Annotated in this window: 15 protein-coding genes; 11 read left to right on the forward strand and 4 right to left on the reverse strand. The window is 61.3% G+C overall.

Features of this window, described 5'->3' with window-relative positions:
- The first annotated feature begins 84 nt into the window (after positions 1–84).
- The 7 genes from J3Q04_RS06780 to J3Q04_RS06810 all read left to right on the forward strand — a co-directional run bounded on the left by J3Q04_RS06780 (position 85) and on the right by J3Q04_RS06810 (position 8,485).
- Positions 85–807, forward strand: a complete 723-nt coding sequence (locus tag J3Q04_RS06780; RefSeq protein WP_434611645.1) for a response regulator transcription factor — start codon at positions 85–87, stop codon at positions 805–807.
- A complete protein-coding gene (locus tag J3Q04_RS06785; protein ID WP_434607297.1) occupies positions 794–2,215 on the forward strand; it encodes a histidine kinase sensor domain-containing protein in 1,422 nt (473 codons plus the stop codon). Before J3Q04_RS06780 ends, J3Q04_RS06785 begins: the two co-directional genes overlap by 14 nt.
- 185 nt (positions 2,216–2,400) lie before the next feature.
- A complete protein-coding gene (cysM, locus tag J3Q04_RS06790; RefSeq protein ID WP_420767457.1) occupies positions 2,401–3,303 on the forward strand; it encodes a cysteine synthase CysM in 903 nt (300 codons plus the stop codon).
- Positions 3,303–4,673, forward strand: coding sequence for a 23S rRNA (uracil(1939)-C(5))-methyltransferase RlmD (rlmD, locus tag J3Q04_RS06795; protein ID WP_434607295.1), 1,371 nt, complete (start codon positions 3,303–3,305; stop codon positions 4,671–4,673). Before cysM ends, rlmD begins: the two co-directional genes overlap by 1 nt.
- A gap of 100 nt (positions 4,674–4,773) precedes the next feature.
- On the forward strand, positions 4,774–7,020 hold the full coding sequence (relA, locus tag J3Q04_RS06800; protein ID WP_030142406.1) for a GTP diphosphokinase: 2,247 nt from the start codon (positions 4,774–4,776) through the stop codon (positions 7,018–7,020).
- Between the two features lie 65 nt (positions 7,021–7,085).
- Complete coding sequence (mazG, locus tag J3Q04_RS06805) at positions 7,086–7,919, forward strand: nucleoside triphosphate pyrophosphohydrolase (protein WP_420767455.1); 834 nt, start codon at positions 7,086–7,088, stop codon at positions 7,917–7,919.
- A 26-nt stretch (positions 7,920–7,945) separates the two neighbouring features.
- Complete coding sequence (locus J3Q04_RS06810) at positions 7,946–8,485, forward strand: DUF2058 domain-containing protein (RefSeq protein WP_420767454.1); 540 nt, start codon at positions 7,946–7,948, stop codon at positions 8,483–8,485.
- Positions 8,486–8,624: 139 nt separating this feature from the next.
- On the opposite strand, the gene J3Q04_RS06815 is transcribed toward J3Q04_RS06810, so the two are convergent.
- The 4 genes from J3Q04_RS06815 to purM all read right to left on the reverse strand — a co-directional run bounded on the left by J3Q04_RS06815 (position 8,625) and on the right by purM (position 11,534).
- Complete coding sequence (locus J3Q04_RS06815) at positions 8,625–8,819, reverse strand: hypothetical protein (protein WP_434607292.1); 195 nt, start codon at positions 8,817–8,819, stop codon at positions 8,625–8,627.
- Between the two features lie 284 nt (positions 8,820–9,103).
- Complete coding sequence (locus tag J3Q04_RS06820; RefSeq protein ID WP_420767452.1) at positions 9,104–9,817, reverse strand: DUF3108 domain-containing protein; 714 nt, start codon at positions 9,815–9,817, stop codon at positions 9,104–9,106.
- An 8-nt stretch (positions 9,818–9,825) separates the two neighbouring features.
- Positions 9,826–10,476: a phosphoribosylglycinamide formyltransferase gene (gene purN / locus J3Q04_RS06825; protein WP_434560195.1), complete on the reverse strand. Its 651-nt coding sequence runs from the start codon at positions 10,474–10,476 to the stop codon at positions 9,826–9,828.
- Positions 10,476–11,534: a phosphoribosylformylglycinamidine cyclo-ligase gene (gene purM / locus J3Q04_RS06830; RefSeq protein WP_434607289.1), complete on the reverse strand. Its 1,059-nt coding sequence runs from the start codon at positions 11,532–11,534 to the stop codon at positions 10,476–10,478. Before purM ends, purN begins: the two co-directional genes overlap by 1 nt.
- A gap of 365 nt (positions 11,535–11,899) precedes the next feature.
- Here purM and J3Q04_RS06835 point away from each other — a divergent pair, with 365 nt between their 5' ends.
- The 4 genes from J3Q04_RS06835 to J3Q04_RS06850 all read left to right on the forward strand — a co-directional run bounded on the left by J3Q04_RS06835 (position 11,900) and on the right by J3Q04_RS06850 (position 15,777).
- Positions 11,900–12,958, forward strand: a complete 1,059-nt coding sequence (locus J3Q04_RS06835) for a DUF2066 domain-containing protein (protein WP_434607287.1) — start codon at positions 11,900–11,902, stop codon at positions 12,956–12,958.
- 32 nt (positions 12,959–12,990) lie between these two features.
- A complete protein-coding gene (locus J3Q04_RS06840; RefSeq protein ID WP_420767448.1) occupies positions 12,991–14,064 on the forward strand; it encodes an AI-2E family transporter in 1,074 nt (357 codons plus the stop codon).
- A 169-nt stretch (positions 14,065–14,233) separates the two neighbouring features.
- Positions 14,234–14,938 (forward strand): DnaA regulatory inactivator Hda, encoded by a 705-nt coding sequence (gene hda / locus J3Q04_RS06845; RefSeq protein WP_420767447.1) that lies wholly within the window; start codon positions 14,234–14,236, stop codon positions 14,936–14,938.
- 212 nt (positions 14,939–15,150) lie between these two features.
- Positions 15,151–15,777, forward strand: coding sequence for a C40 family peptidase (locus J3Q04_RS06850; protein ID WP_420767446.1), 627 nt, complete (start codon positions 15,151–15,153; stop codon positions 15,775–15,777).
- Positions 15,778–15,816 lie beyond the last annotated feature (39 nt).

A 15,816-nucleotide genomic window follows, 5' to 3' on the forward strand; every position in this document is an offset into this window, starting at 1 on the left:
GATTGAGCGGGGCGATACGCGGCGGTTGCCTGTAGGGAAGCGATCTTGAATAATTGCTCAACTGAGAATTATTTGCAGAAACTGATGAGCCCCCACGCCACCGTGCCGCCCCGTATCCTTTCCATAGAAGACGACCCCGTACTGGGTGCTTATGTTCATGAGCATCTGGGCCGCAGCGGGTTCGACGTCACTTGGTGCCAGAACGGCCAGGAAGGCCTGGAAATCGCCTGCCGGCAGGCTTTTGACGTCGTGTTGATGGACATCCTGCTGCCCGGCCTGGACGGTCTCGCGGTGTTGACGCATTTGCGCAAGCGCCAGGCGACGCCGGTGTTGCTGATGTCCGCGCTGGGCGCCGAAGCGGATCGCATCAGTGGCTTTCGCCTTGGTGCTGACGACTACTTGCCCAAGCCCTTCAGCATGGTGGAGCTACGGGTGCGCATCGAGGCCATCCTGCGGCGAGTCGCGCTGGACCGACGTCCGGCCCAGGTGGCGATCCTGCGCCAGAGCCAGGATCTGGGTTTCGACGAAGAGCGCAGCGATGTGCAGGTCCAGGGACAATGGGCGGGGTTGACGCGCAGCGAATATCGCTTGCTGGACGTGCTGCACCGCAGCGGCGAAGAAGTGTTGAGCAAGGCCTTCCTGTACCAGCACGTGTTACAGCGCGGTTACGCCCCCCACGATCGCAGCCTGGACATGCATGTCAGCCAGATACGCCGCAAGCTCAAGGCCATCGGCTATACCCAGCGCGAATTGCGCACGGTGTGGGGCAAAGGCTATGTCTTGAGTGTTGTCGATGAAATGGTCTGACCTGCCCGGCAGGCACTCGCTGTTCTGGAAGCTGGCATGCCTGCTGGTAGCGTTCTGCTTGCTGATGATCTGGCTGAGCTGGTCCTGGGGGCGCTACATGGAAGTGCGCAATCAGTTCCTTTCGGACGAAGCCCGCGGCACCCTCACGCGTTACGCCGCCGAAGCTGAGCAGGCGTGGCTGACCGATGGAAGCGCGGGCGTCGATCAATGGGTCTACGCTATGCAATATCGTGAAGCGAGCTGGGTAGGGGTGATTGGCGGTGACTTGCAGTCACTGAGCGAACACCCGCTCACGGACAGGGAAATCGAGCGCCTCACCTTTCTGCGCGGCCTCGATTGGCCCATCCACAAAAAGGGACGGCCGTGGTTGCGGGTGCCTTTCCCAGAGAATCCGTCCATCGGCAGCTTGGTGATCGAACTGCCCGAGCGTTTCCTGCCGGGACGTTATCGAGTGTTCTGGCGCGTGATCACCAACGGTGTCATTCCTGGGCTGTTTACCCTGCTGCTGTGTGTCGGGCTGTATCGCTTGCTGGTGGTGCCGCTCAATCAGCTGCGCGAACAGGCCAATGCCTGGCGCGCCGATCAGTTGAACGTGCGCCTGCCTGCCCGTACCACCGATCGCGCCGACGAACTGGGCGAACTGGGCCGCGCTTTCGATCAAATGTCCGAACGCCTGCAATCCACCGTCGCCCTGCAACAGCAACTGCTGCGAGACCTGTCCCATGAATTGCGCACGCCCTTGAGTCGCTTGCAGGTGGCGGGCGACAGTGAGCAGGACCTGATTCGCCTGCGCGAGCGCGTCGCCCGGGAAGTCGACTGCATGCAGGGGCTGGTCGAAGACACCTTGCAACTGGCCTGGCTCGATACCGACCGGGCGCCGTTGCCCGCCGAGGCGATCCAGGTCCAGGCGCTGTGGGAAATGCTCACCGAAAACGCCTGCTACGAAACCGGCTGGCCGGCGAGCCAGTTGCAATGCGCCGTCGACGCCAGCTGCTGGGTGCAAGGCAACCTCAATACTTTGGCTCAGGCCTTGGAAAACATCCTGCGTAACGCTATTCGCCATTCACCGCCCGGCGGCATTGTGCGCCTGGATGGTCGGCGTGAGGATGGGTTCTGGTTGCTGTGGCTGGAAGATGAAGGCGGCGGCGTGGCCGAGCAGGATCTCAACCGCATCTTTGATCCGTTCATCCGCCTGGATGGCTCCCGGCCAGGGAACGGCGGGTTTGGATTGGGGTTGAGTATCGCTCGCAACGCGGTGGAGCGCCAAGGCGGGCGGGTGTGGGCGCACAATGGCGTGAAAGGGTTGCGCTTGAATCTGCGGCTGCTGGCCGTTGAGCCGCACACCGCCGACGTGGCGAGGGAGCTTGTTCCCGCTGGGGCGCGAAGTGGCCCCTTAAAAACGGCCTGAAATACCGCGAAGTCCCGATTGGGGCGGCTTTGCCACTCAGCGGGAGCAAGCTCCCTCGCCACGGGACTGCACCGATTCCTAAAGGCTTATTCCCATAAGCCATAACCCCCTCACTTTGCGTGATATGGCCTCGCCCGGTTTGCCGGTATGATAGGCGCCCCCGCAGCCCGGATTGCGAATACGCCATGACTTTGCAGTACCCAACCATCGCCGATTGCGTCGGCAACACTCCGCTGGTTCGCCTGCAGCGCCTGCCTGGCGCGACCAGCAATACGCTTTTGCTCAAGCTCGAAGGGAATAACCCGGCGGGTTCGGTCAAGGACCGACCGGCGCTGTCGATGATCACCCGCGGCGAATTGCGGGGCCAGATCCAGCCCGGCGATACGCTGATCGAGGCGACGTCCGGCAATACCGGCATCGCCCTGGCGATGGCGGCGGCGATCAAGGGCTACAAGATGATCCTGATCATGCCCGACAATTCCAGCGCCGAGCGTAAGGCCGCGATGACAGCCTATGGCGCCGAATTGATCCTGGTAACCCAGGAAGAAGGCATGGAGGGCGCCCGGGACTTGGCCGAACGCATGCAGGCCGAGGGGCGTGGCAAAGTGTTGGATCAGTTCGCCAACGGCGACAATCCAGAAGCCCACTACACCACCACCGGCCCTGAGATCTGGCGCCAGACCGACGGCACGATCACCCATTTCGTCAGCTCGATGGGCACCACCGGCACCATCATGGGCACGTCGCGCTATTTGAAAGAACAGAACCCGAACGTACAGATCGTTGGCCTGCAACCAATGGAAGGCTCGGCCATCCCCGGCATCCGCCGCTGGCCCGAAGAGTATCTGCCGAAGATCTACCAGGCCGACCGCGTGGACCGCATCATCGACATGGCCCAGAGCGAAGCCGAGGACGTGACCCGGCGCCTGGCGCGAGAAGAAGGCATCTTCTGCGGCGTGTCTTCGGGCGGTGCCGTGGCGGGCATGCTGCGCCTGTCCCGGGAAGTCGAGAATGCGGTGATCGTCGCGATCATCTGCGACCGTGGCGACCGTTACCTGTCGACCGGCATTTTCGACGCGCCCAACTGATGGCCAAGCAAGAAAGAGGCTTGCGCTTCCAGCCCAGCGGCGGAAGCCGGGCCCCGCAAGTGCCCACCGGTAAAAAGCAGCGCTTGACCATCGAACGCCTGGCCAACGATGGCCGGGGCATTGCGTTTGTCGACGGGCGCACCTGGTTTGTCATCGGCGCCCTGGCCGGTGAAGAAGTCGAGGCGCGGGTGCTCGGTGCCCACGGCAAGGTGGTCGAGGCCCGCACTGAACGGGTGTTTTCGCCCAGCGAGCTGCGTCGTGCCGCGCCGTGTGTCCATGCCGGTCGCTGCGGTGGATGCAGCGTGCAGCATCTGCCCCACAACGAACAACTCGCCCTTAAACAGCGCATGCTCGCCGAGCAGCTGTCACGGGTGGCGGGCGTTGAGCCGCAAGAATGGGCCGAGCCCTTGAGCGGGCCGGAGTTTGGCTACCGGCGTCGAGCCCGCGTGGCAGTGCGTTGGGATCAGAAAGCGAAGAAGCTCGAAGTGGGTTTGCGTGCCGTCGGCAGCCAGGACATTGTCGCCATCGACCAATGTCCGGTGCTGGTACAGCCCTTGCAACCGATCATGAGCCGCTTGCCCCAGATGCTTCGTCGCCTGGGCAAGCCCCAGGCGCTGGGCCATGTGGAATTGTTCGCCGGCTCGTCCCTCGCGCTGCTGTTGCGGCATATGGCGCCACTGTCGGAAGCCGACCTGACGATTCTCAAGGATTTTTGTGCGTTCCACGAAGCACAACTGTGGCTGCATGGCGAAGGCGAGCCGCAACCGGTCGATCCGGGACGCTCCCTGGGCTATCGCCTGGAAACCTGGGACCTGGACCTGGCTTACCGGCCAGGGGACTTCATCCAGGTAAACGCCGCCGTCAACGAAGCGATGGTCGCCCAGGCCTTGCAATGGCTAGCGCCTCGCTCCGAAGAGCGGGTGCTGGACCTGTTCTGCGGCCTGGGCAACTTTGCCTTGCCACTGGCCAAAAGCGTGCGCGAGGTGGTGGCGGTGGAAGGCGTGCAAACCATGGTCGACCGTGCCGCGGCCAACGCCGTCAGCAACAATTTGCATAACACTGCTTTTTTTCAGGCCGATTTATCCCAGCCGTTGGCGGGTGCCGAATGGATCGGCGAAGGCTTTTCTGCGGTACTCTTGGACCCACCCCGTGACGGTGCTTTCGAGGTGGTGCGCAAGCTGGCATCCCTGGGTGCCAGACGGTTGGTTTATGTATCGTGCAACCCGGCAACTTTGGCGCGGGACACGGTCGAATTGATCAAGCAGGGCTACCGGTTAAAACGTGCCGGGATTCTCGATATGTTTCCTCAGACGGCGCATGTCGAGGCCATGGCGTTATTTGAAGCGAGCCAGGATGGCTTGTCCGACTGACCCGTTCGTGCACTCCGCCACGGCCCTGGGCGGAAACACGGGCAACGAAGGTCAGCGATGTTGACGCATTGAATCTGCGTCGTAGGGAAGGTAAGTAAAGATGGTACAGGTGAGAGCACACCAGCCGATCAACACTGACGGCAGTATCAATCTCGAGGCTTGGCTCGATCACGCGGTCAGTATCGACACGGCACTGGATCGCGAAGCCTTGAAGGCCGCTTGCGAGTTCGCTCGCGAGGCGGAGCAGCAACACAATGCGGCGAAGAACCTGTGGTCCGAAGGCACGTCGAGTTTCCAGACGGGCCTGGAGATCGCCGAGATCCTCGCCGACCTCAAGCTGGACCAGGATTCGCTGGTCGCCGCGGTGCTGTACCGCGGCGTGCGCGAAGGGCAGATCCAACTGCCGGTCGTCAGCCAGCGCTTCGGCACCGTGGTCGCCAAGCTGATCGACGGTGTGCTGCGCATGGCGGCAATCAGCGCCAGCCTCAGCCCGCGGCAGTCCATGGTGCTGGGCACCCAGGGCCAGGTGGAAAACCTGCGCAAGATGCTCGTTGCCATGGTCGACGACGTGCGTGTCGCGTTGATCAAGCTCGCCGAGCGCACCTGCGCGATCCGCGCCGTGAAATCCGCCGACGACGAGAAGCGCAATCGCGTTGCGCGGGAAGTATTCGACATCTACGCGCCGCTGGCTCATCGCCTGGGTATCGGTCACATCAAATGGGAGCTGGAGGATTTGTCCTTCCGCTACCTGGAGCCCGACCAGTACAAGCAGATCGCCAAGTTGCTGCACGAGCGACGCCTGGATCGCGAACGCTTCATCACCGACGTCATGACCCAGTTGCGCGAAGAGCTGCAGGCCACCGGCGTGGAAGCCGATATCAGCGGCCGGGCCAAGCATATCTATTCCATCTGGCGAAAAATGCAGCGCAAGGGCCTGGAATTCAGCCAGATCTACGACGTTCGCGCCGTTCGCGTGCTGGTCCCTGAAATGCGCGACTGCTACACCGCGCTGGGTATCGTCCACACGTTGTGGCGGCACATTCCGAAGGAATTCGACGACTACATCGCCAACCCCAAGGAAAACGGCTACCGCTCGTTGCACACCGCCGTGATCGGCCCGGAGGGCAAGGTGCTGGAAGTGCAGATCCGCACCCACGCCATGCACGAGGAAGCCGAGCTGGGGGTCTGTGCCCACTGGAAATACAAGGGTACCGACGTCAAGTCCGGCTCCAACCATTACGAAGAAAAAATCTCCTGGCTGCGCCAAGTGCTGGAATGGCACGAGGAACTGGGCGACATCGGCGGCCTCGCCGAGCAATTGCGGGTCGATATCGAACCGGACCGGGTCTACATCTTCACGCCTGACGGCCATGCCATCGACTTGCCCAAAGGCGCGACGCCGCTGGATTTCGCCTACCGGGTGCACACCGAGATCGGCCACAACTGCCGTGGCGCCAAGATCAACGGGCGGATCGTGCCGCTCAACTACAGCCTGCAAACCGGTGAGCAGGTCGAGATCATTACCAGCAAGCACGGCACGCCGAGCCGCGACTGGTTGAACCCGAACCTGGGCTACATCACCACCTCGCGGGCACGGGCGAAAATCGTCCATTGGTTCAAGTTGCAAGCCCGCGACCAGAACGTCGCCGCCGGCAAGACCTTGCTCGAGCGCGAGCTGAGTCGCCTGGGCCTGCCGCAGGTGGACTTCGACAAGCTGGCCGAAAAGGCCAACATGAAGACCGCCGAGGACATGTTCGCCGCCCTTGGTGCCGGCGACCTGCGCCTTGCGCAACTGGTCAACCTGGCCCAGCAGCTGGTGGAGCCGGAGCGGGGCAACGAGCAACTGGAGCTGATTCCGCGCAAGGCCACCGGCTACAAGCCGGGCAAACGCGGCGACATCCAGATCCAGGGCGTGGGCAACCTGATGACCCAGATGGCCGGTTGCTGCCAGCCGCTGCCGGGGGATGCGATCGTCGGCTACATCACCCAGGGTCGCGGCGTGAGTATCCACCGCCAGGACTGTGCGTCAGTGTTGCAATTGGCGGGTCGCGAACCGGAACGGATCATCCAGGTCAGCTGGGGCCCGGTGCCGGTGCTCACTTATCCAGTGGACATCGTCATCCGCGCCTACGACCGTTCCGGCTTGCTGCGTGACGTGTCCCAGGTATTGCTCAACGAGCGCATCAACGTGCTCGCGGTGAATACCCGCTCGAACAAGGAAGACAACACCGCGCTGATGTCCCTGACCATCGAGATTCCGGGGTTGGACGCGTTGGGGCGGTTGCTGGGGCGGATTTCCCAGTTGCCGAACATCATCGAGACCCGGCGTAATCGGACGCCGGGCTGATCGCTGGTTGTCTTGGTTGATGTGGGAGCTCGCTCCCACATGTTTTTTTGTGACGGGACGGATTGATGTACAGCCTCGAAGACCTGCTCCACCTGATGAACCGGCTGCGGGACCCGCAGTACGGTTGCCCCTGGGACATCAAGCAAACATACGCCACCATCGTTCCCCATACCCTGGAAGAAGCGTATGAAGTGGCTGACGCGATCGAGCGTGGCGATCTTGATCATTTGCAGGGTGAGTTGGGCGACCTGCTGTTCCAAGTGGTGTATTACAGCCAGTTGGCCCGGGAGGAGAACCGTTTCGAATTCGCCGGCGTGGTCGACAGCATCACCCGCAAGCTGATCCGTCGCCATCCCCACGTGTTTCCCACCGGCGAGTTGTATGCGCCCGTGGATATTCCGCGCCTGAGCGAAGAGCAGGTGAAGCAGCGCTGGGAGGAAATCAAGGCACAGGAGCGAGCTGAAAAGACGTCGGCGCCCGAGCAATTGTCACTGCTCGACGATGTGCCAGCGGCGCTGCCGGCCTTGTCCCGTTCGGCAAAGTTGCAGAAGCGTGCCGCACAGGTGGGGTTCGACTGGCCGGGGCCGTTGCCGGTACTGGACAAGGTTCGCGAGGAGCTGGACGAAGTGCTCGAAGCCATGGCGGACAATGATCCGGCTGCCATCAATGACGAGGTGGGTGACCTGTTGTTCAGCGTGGTCAACCTGGCGCGACACCTCAAGGTCGATCCCGAGACTGCCCTGCGTGGCGCCAACGCAAAGTTCGAGCGACGGTTCCGATTTATCGAACAGGCATTGCGCGACACCCGTCGTCCCATGGAAGATTGCACCCTCGAAGAGTTGGACGCCTTGTGGGGCGAAGCCAAACGTCAGGAAAAGAATTTGCCCAGCTGTGGCTGAGGCCGTTGCCTAAGTGAGTAAGCACCATGAGCCTTTCCCTTCGCGACCAGTTGCTCAAAGCAGGGCTGGTCAACCAAAAGCAGGCCAAGCAGGTCGGCAAAGAGAAACAGAAACAGCAGCGCCTGGCCCACAAAGGCCAGGTCGAACTGGATGATTCCCAGCAGCGGGCGGCTCAGGAAGCCATGGCCGAAAAGGTCAAGCGCGACCAGGAGCTCAACCGTCAGCAGCAGGAAAAGGCCGAGCAGAAAGCCCGTGCGGCGCAGATCAAGCAATTGATTGAAGTCTCGCGCCTGCCAAAGCTGACCACTGACGACTACTACAACTTTGTCGATGACAAGAAGGTCAAGCGCATTTCGGTCAACGCGCTGATGCGCAACAAGCTGAGCAGCGGTTCCCTGGCGATCGTCCACCACGCCGGCGGCTATGAAGTGATTCCGCGTGAAGCGGCGCTTAAAATCCAGGAGCGCGATCCCAAGCGCATCGTCCAGCTCAACACCCAGACTGAAGAAGTCGATGCCGATGATCCGTACGCGGCTTATCAGATTCCTGATGATTTGATGTGGTGAGGATGAACTGATCGCAAGACCTGTGGACGACCTGTGGGAGCGAGCCTGCTCGCGAAAGCAGTGTGTCAGCCAATACTGTTTGACTGATGTACCGCTTTCGCGAGCAGGCTCGCTCCCACATTAGGGTATATGTTGTTTTTCAGGATTGCGCGATCTCACGCAAGCGCTGCAGTTCCTCTCGCTCCAGCTCGGCCTTATAGCTGCGGGCATCTGTTTCGGAGTGGAACATCCCCACCAGCAAATCCTGTTGATGCACATCCCAGATCCGGATGCCGGCGGCAATGCCTTCGTGGGACATGTGGGCGTCGTCGCGTTCAGTTACTTTCACAGTCATCTTGCAAGCTCCAATCTCTGTTATCTGCAGCAAGGCGTGTGCAGGGTTTTGTTATAGATTTTGATAGCGTGCTAGGTAAATCCCTCGGTTCGTTAAGAAGTTTTCATGGAAAGTCCAACGATCCTGGAGGCCAGGCGGTGCGCGGCATTCGGTCGCAGGTGGTTTTTCATGAAGAAGTTTTCATGTCGTCAAGCAGGCTCGCTCCCACAGGGGTAGGTGGTGGGCTTGGAATAGCGAACAAAAAAAAGCCCCGCGTATGCGGGGCTTCGTGTTGTTGATGTGGATCAGCTGCCTTTAACAGCCTTGCCGTTGACCGTGCCGTCCTGGAGCATGATGTTGTACTCCTTGCCGTCAGTCTCGACCTGTTGCAGGCGTACCAGCAGGTAGTCCCAGTCCTTGGCGAACCAAAGCACGGTGATGCGCTTGCTCTGTGTCGGGTCGCGCACGCGCTCGACCTTGATCGCGTCGATCTGGCCGGCCTTGGTGTCGACTTTCTCCGAGCCCAGCACGCGGAAGTCATAGGTATCGACTTCGCCATCATCAACGACCTGGTAGCTCATGCTTTTCTTGCCGGCCGCGACGTCATGCTGAAGGGCGAGCTGATAAGTGGATTTGTCGACCATGCCCCGGTTCAGCGGGATCTTGACCGCGTCACCGCGATCGGTGCCGGTGACCATCTTGGTGTTCCAGTCGAAGTCCAGATCAGCCTTCTTTGCCTTGCCCAGACCACCGCGCTCGAAGTGGTAGGACTGTGGCAGGAGAGTGTCCTTGTCCAGGGTCAGGGTGCTTTCTTCGGTCAGGCTGGCGATCATCATCGAAGCCTTGAAGCTCAGCTTCCAGATGCCGTTGGCCTCTTTGGTCAGGCTGCGTTCGGCGGTGCCGCTCATGGGCAACTGCTTCCAGTCGGCGGTGTAGCTGGCGGAGAACGGTTGAAGGTCTGCCGCTTGTGCCAGGGGCAGGGCAAGCAGAGCGCAAGCGAAGAGCAGGGCGCGACGCATAAAATCTCCTAGTATCGAATCAAATGGCCGCTGGCGGCGAGCAACTGGCCGTCCAGTGAGGCTCCCCGATCGTCGAGGGCCAGCCGGCCTTCGGCAAACCAACGCACGGCCATCGGGTAGATCTGGTGCTCGCGGGCATGGACCCGTTGCGCCAGGCTTTGCGGCGTGTCGTGCAACTCTACCGGTATTACTGCCTGTACGACCAGTGGTCCGCCATCGAGTTCCTCGGTGACGAAGTGCACCGAGCAGCCATGCTCCGTGTCTCCGGCCTCCAGCGCCCGCTGGTGAGTGTGTAACCCTTTGTATTTGGGCAGCAGCGAAGGATGGATATTGAACAGGCGGCCTTGGTAATGACGCACGAAGCCGGCGCTGAGGATGCGCATGAAACCGGCCAATACCACCAGTTGCGGATTGAAGGCGTCGATCTGTTCGATCAACGCGGCATCGAAGGCTTCGCGGCCTTCGTATGCCTTGTGATCCAGGACGCGGGTGTCGATCCCTGCGTCCGTGGCACGTTGCAGGCCGTAGGCATCAGCGCGGTTGGAAATCACCGCGCGGATACGGACCGGGCTGTCGCCGGTCCGCGTGCTGTCGATCAGGGCCTGCAAGTTACTGCCGGTGCCGGACAGCAGCACCACCACGTCACAGGTTGCGGACATCAGTGTGCCTTAAGGTTTTGCAGCTCGACTTGCGCAGCGCCTTCGGCCGCGGTGGCGATCTGGCCGATGACCCAAGGCTGTTCGCCTGCGTCACGCAGCACGTTCAGGGCAGTCTCGACGTGCTCCTGGGCCACGCAGATGACCATGCCCACGCCGCAGTTCAACACGCGGTGCATTTCGGTTTCGTCGACGTTGCCTTTTTCCTGCAGCCAGTCGAATACCGCCGGGCGGGTCCAGCTCGCCACGTCGACCACGGCCTGGGCGCCTTTTGGCAGCACGCGCGGGATGTTGTCCAACAGGCCACCACCGGTGATGTGGGCCATGGCCTTGACGGCGCCGGTGTCCTTGATCAGCTTGAGCAGCGGCTTGACGTAGATGCGGGTGGGGGCCATCAGCAGGTCGGCCAGCGGCTTGCCGTCGAGCTGGGTGTTCTCGATGTCCGCGCCCGAGACTTCGATGATCTTGCGGATCAGCGAGTAGCCGTTGGAGTGCGGGCCGGAAGAAGGCAAGGCAAGCAGGGCATCGCCGGCGGCAACTTTCGAGCCGTCGATGATTTCGGCTTTTTCCACGACGCCTACGCAGAAACCGGCCAGGTCGTAGTCTTCGCCTTCATACATGCCAGGCATTTCAGCGGTTTCGCCGCCCACCAGGGAGCAGCCGGACAGCTCACAGCCGGCGCCGATGCCGGTCACGACCTGGGCAGCGGTGTCGACGTTCAGTTTGCCGGTGGCGTAGTAATCGAGGAAAAACAGCGGCTCGGCGCCGCAGACCACCAGGTCGTTCACGCACATGCCCACCAGGTCGATGCCGATGCTGTCGTGCTTGTTCAGGTTCAGGGCCAGGCGCAGCTTGGTGCCGACGCCGTCGGTGCCCGAGACCAGTACCGGTTGCTTGTAGCCGGCCGGGATCTCGCAGAGGGCGCCGAAACCGCCCAGGCCGCCCATGACTTCCGGGCGCGCAGTGCGCTTGGCGACGCTCTTGATGCGTTCGACCAATGCTTCACCGGCGTCGATGTCCACACCGGCGTCCTTGTAGCTCAGGGAAGGTTGCTTGCTCATGATCCAGGCCTTTAAAGGGGGGAATTCTGGGTAACGACCGATCGCCGGGGCCCTTGGATAACCGATGTACGATTATTCCGGATGCCCAGCCATTGCCGGTCTGCGAAGGCGCGCGATTTTATCAGGCTTGTGGGGCAGCGGCCATCCTCGCGCCGACGGGCAGGGTCATATCCGCCAAAAAAACCGATATTTCTTCTGTTGGTACTGCACGGTGCGTCTGTATAAGGTGTAGCGGTAAGCGACTGTGGTTGTGACGGTGTCGAAACTTGCCTCGGGCGGCTGAATGTTTTGCCGGGCGCCGTGTCACAGCCATGCTCAGTCTTCTCCACACGGCCGGTGCCAGCCGTTTTGTCCGGGAATTTTCCATGCGTTTGTTCAAACTCTTGTCTGTTGGCTGCCTGTCGCTGATCAGCCTGGCGAGCCATGCCGAAACCCTCAACAACCTTTATCAGGTACGTGAACCGGTCAGCAGCCAGGCACCGGACGAGCGTAACCAGGCAACATTGCGAGCGCTGGATACCCTGGTGCTGCGCCTGACCGGCGACGCCAAGGCCGCGCAGAACCCTGGCCTGGCGGCGATCCGCAAGGACCCGCAACAAATCATTCTTCAATATGGCTACGACGCCGGCCCGCCGGAAAGTCTGCAGGTGGATTTCGATCCCGCCAGCACCGACCGGGCGTTGCGTTCGGCGGGGTTGTCGCTGTGGGGCGCGAATCGCCCCTCGATCCTGGGCTGGTGGCTCAACGACTCGGTAGAAGGTTCCAGCCTGGTGGGGGATGGACAGGCCAGCGCCACGCCGTTGCGCCGCGCTGCCCAGCACCGGGGCTTGCCGCTGCACCTGCCGCTGGCGGACTTGAGCGAGCAGATTGTCGCCACTGCGCCGAACCTTGAAGGCAACGACCCGGCGCCGTTGCGCGAGGTGTCGGAGCGTTATGGTTCCGACGCGTTGCTGGCGGTCCACGCCAAGGAAGAGGGTGGGCAGTGGCAAGCGACGTGGCGCCTGTGGCTGGGCGACCAGCGCGAGCAGGGCAGTGCCCAGGGCGGCGATCCTGCCGCACTGGCCGACGCCGTGATGTTGGCGGTGAGCCAGCGCTTGGCGCCGCGCTTCGTGGCCAAGCCGGGGGTGGCGACGGAACAATTGCTCGAAGTGCAGGGCATGAACCTCGAACGTTACGCGGCGCTAGGGCGGTTGCTCGAACCGTTCGGTGGGCAGTTGCAGCGGGTCGAAGGCGACGTGATCGTCTACAAGGTCAATGGCAGCGCCGAGCAGTTGAAGGCACAACTGGCCTTGGCGAAACTCCAGGAAGTACCCGCCGGTGAGGTTGTCGCGCCGCCGCCCGTGGCTCAGCCTGCTGGCGATGGAACAATCTCGCCCGCGCAGCCAACACCGGCGCCGACCCCGAACCTGCGGTTTCGCTGGTAGGATTTCTTCCTTTATAGAGTCAGGAGTGGTTCATGGGCGATACGCGGCGTTGGTTCTGGTTGGGTGGGGTCGCCCTGCTGATTGCGTTTATCTACTTGCTGCACCCGATTCTCACGCCGTTCCTGGTTGCGCTGCTGTTGGCCTATCTGTTCGATCCGGTGGTGGATCGCCTGGAAAAACTCGGCTTGTCCAGGACGTGGGGCGTGGTGGCGGTGTTCGCGCTGTTCACCTTGATCGTCAGTGCCCTGTTGCTGGTATTGATCCCCATGCTCGCCAAGCAACTGTTGCGCCTGTATGAGCTGGCGCCGCAGATGCTTGATTGGCTGCAACACACCGCGGTGCCTTGGGTGCAGTCGAAACTGGGGCTGGCCGATGGCTTCTGGAAGTTCGACAAGGTCAAGGCGGCCATCAGCGAACATATGGGACAGACCACCGACATCGTCGGCGTGGTGTTGAGCCAGGCCACGGCTTCGAGCCTGGCGTTGATCGGCTGGCTGGCGAACCTGGTGCTCATTCCGGTGGTAGCTTTCTATCTGCTGCGCGACTGGGACCTGATGATGGCCAAGATCCGCAGCCTGCTGCCGCGTCACCGTGAAGAACGCATCATGACGCTCACCGGCGAATGCCATGAAGTGTTGGGGGCGTTCGTGCGCGGGCAACTGCTGGTCATGGTCGCGCTGGGCTTTATTTATGCGGCGGGGTTGATGCTGGTAGGGCTGGAGCTGGGGTTGCTGATTGGCATGATCGCCGGATTGGCGGCCATCGTGCCCTACATGGGCTTCGTCATTGGAATTGGCGCGGCGTTGATCGCCGGACTCTTCCAGTTTGGCGGGGACCTGTATCCCATGGTTGGTATCGTGGCGGTGTTCATGGTCGGGCAGGCCCTGGAAGGCATGGTGCTGACGCCGTTGCTGGTGGGTGATCGTATTGGCCTGCATCCGGTGGCGGTGATCTTTGCGATCCTGGCGGGGGGCGAGCTGTTCGGCTTTACCGGGATCCTGCTGGCGCTGCCGGTGGCGGCGGTGATCATGGTGCTGGTGCGGCATATGCACGATCTGTACAAGGATTCGGACATCTACAGCGGCGTTGAAGACCCCGAACTGTAGGTTAAATCCAGGGCGGGACGTCAGGGGAACTGACGCTTCGCTCCCTTGTCGCTGCAAACCTTTGATTTTGCTCGTGGTCCGGCGCATTGTGCGGTCTGCGTCACGGGTATAAACTTTGCAAACTTTACACAGAGGCCACTAATGGTTCCTTTGGAGCCGTTCAGTCAGCATGAAACCGATTCAGCTGCCCCTTGGTGTGCGTCTGCGTGATGACGCCACCTTTATCAACTACTACCCAGGCGCCAATGCCGCTGCACTCGGCTATGTCGAGCGGCTTTGCGAAGCCGACGCTGGCTGGACCGAAAGCCTGATCTACCTATGGGGCAAGGACGGAGTAGGGCGCACGCACCTTTTGCAGGCCGCCTGCTTGCGGTTCGAGCAGCTAGGCGAGCCGGCCGTCTACCTGCCGTTGGCGGAACTGATGGATCGCGGCGTTGAAATCCTCGACAACCTCGAGCAGTACGAACTGGTCTGCCTGGATGACCTGCAGGCCGTGGCCGGCAAGGCGGACTGGGAAGAGGCGCTGTTTCATTTGTTCAACCGACTGCGCGACAGCGGCCGACGCCTGTTGATCGCCGCATCGACCTCGCCACGGGAATTGCCGGTGAAGCTGGCGGACCTGAAATCGCGCCTGACCCTGGCGCTGATTTTCCAGATGCGTGCGCTTTCCGATGAGGACAAGCTACGGGCATTGCAACTGCGTGCTTCGCGACGTGGCCTGCACCTGACCGACGAGGTTGGTCATTTCATCCTCACCCGCGGCACGCGCAGCATGAGCGCGTTGTTCGAGTTGCTCGAACGCCTCGACCAGGCATCGCTCCAGGCCCAGCGCAAGCTGACTATTCCTTTTTTGAAAGAAACCTTGGGATGGTAGAACCACTATTCGTAGTGGCTGATGGCCTGCTCTGAATGCGACAAAACCCGCGGTCCTGCTGAACGGCAGGCCACGTGATGTTCAAAATGGGCTTAAGCGCTTAGATGTAAACGCAAAACCGAGAAGTCACATTTGCATCGATTGAATTTGCAAATGAGGTTGATAGAAGGCATAGTCTCGCCATCTTTACTACTTCAGCCACGGTCGTGCCCATGCTCAGTCGCTTCGCACCCCTCGTGCCTCTCGCACTCGTTACCCTGTTGTTCGGTTGCGCTGCCCACTCTCCAGTGTCCCAGCAAGCGCAGCAACCCCAAGTCAAGAGTTCTGTAACTGCCCAATCTTCCTCCGTTGCGTTCCAGGAAGAAGTGGCCTCCGATAAAGAGCTGGCAGACTTCGCCGGCAGCAAGCCTTATCAGCTTCCGGTGCTGGCGGACAGCATCCTGGAACGCGGCATGTCCTTGATTGGCACTCGTTACCGTTTTGGCGGTACCTCCGAGGCCGGCTTCGATTGCAGTGGCTTCATCGGTTACCTGTTTCGTGAAGAGGCGGGCATGAACCTGCCCCGTTCCACCCGCGAAATGATCAACGTAAATGCCCCGCTGGTTGCTCGCAACCAGCTTGAGCCTGGCGACCTGTTGTTTTTCAGCACCAATGGTCGTCGCGGTCGGGTCAGTCACGCCGGTATCTACCTGGGCGACAACCAGTTCATCCACTCCAGCAGCCGCCGCAGCGGTGGGGTGCGAATCGACAGCCTGGGCGACAGCTACTGGAGCAAGACCTTCATCGAAGCCAAGCGTGCCCTTGCCATGGCACCGACCGTGGTCACGGCTCGCAAGTAAGCGCACAGTTTGTAGGGCAAACTTAAAGTCTTACTTGAA

The organism is Pseudomonas sp. D4-21 (genome assembly GCF_051132125.1).
Lineage (GTDB): Bacteria > Pseudomonadota > Gammaproteobacteria > Pseudomonadales > Pseudomonadaceae > Aquipseudomonas.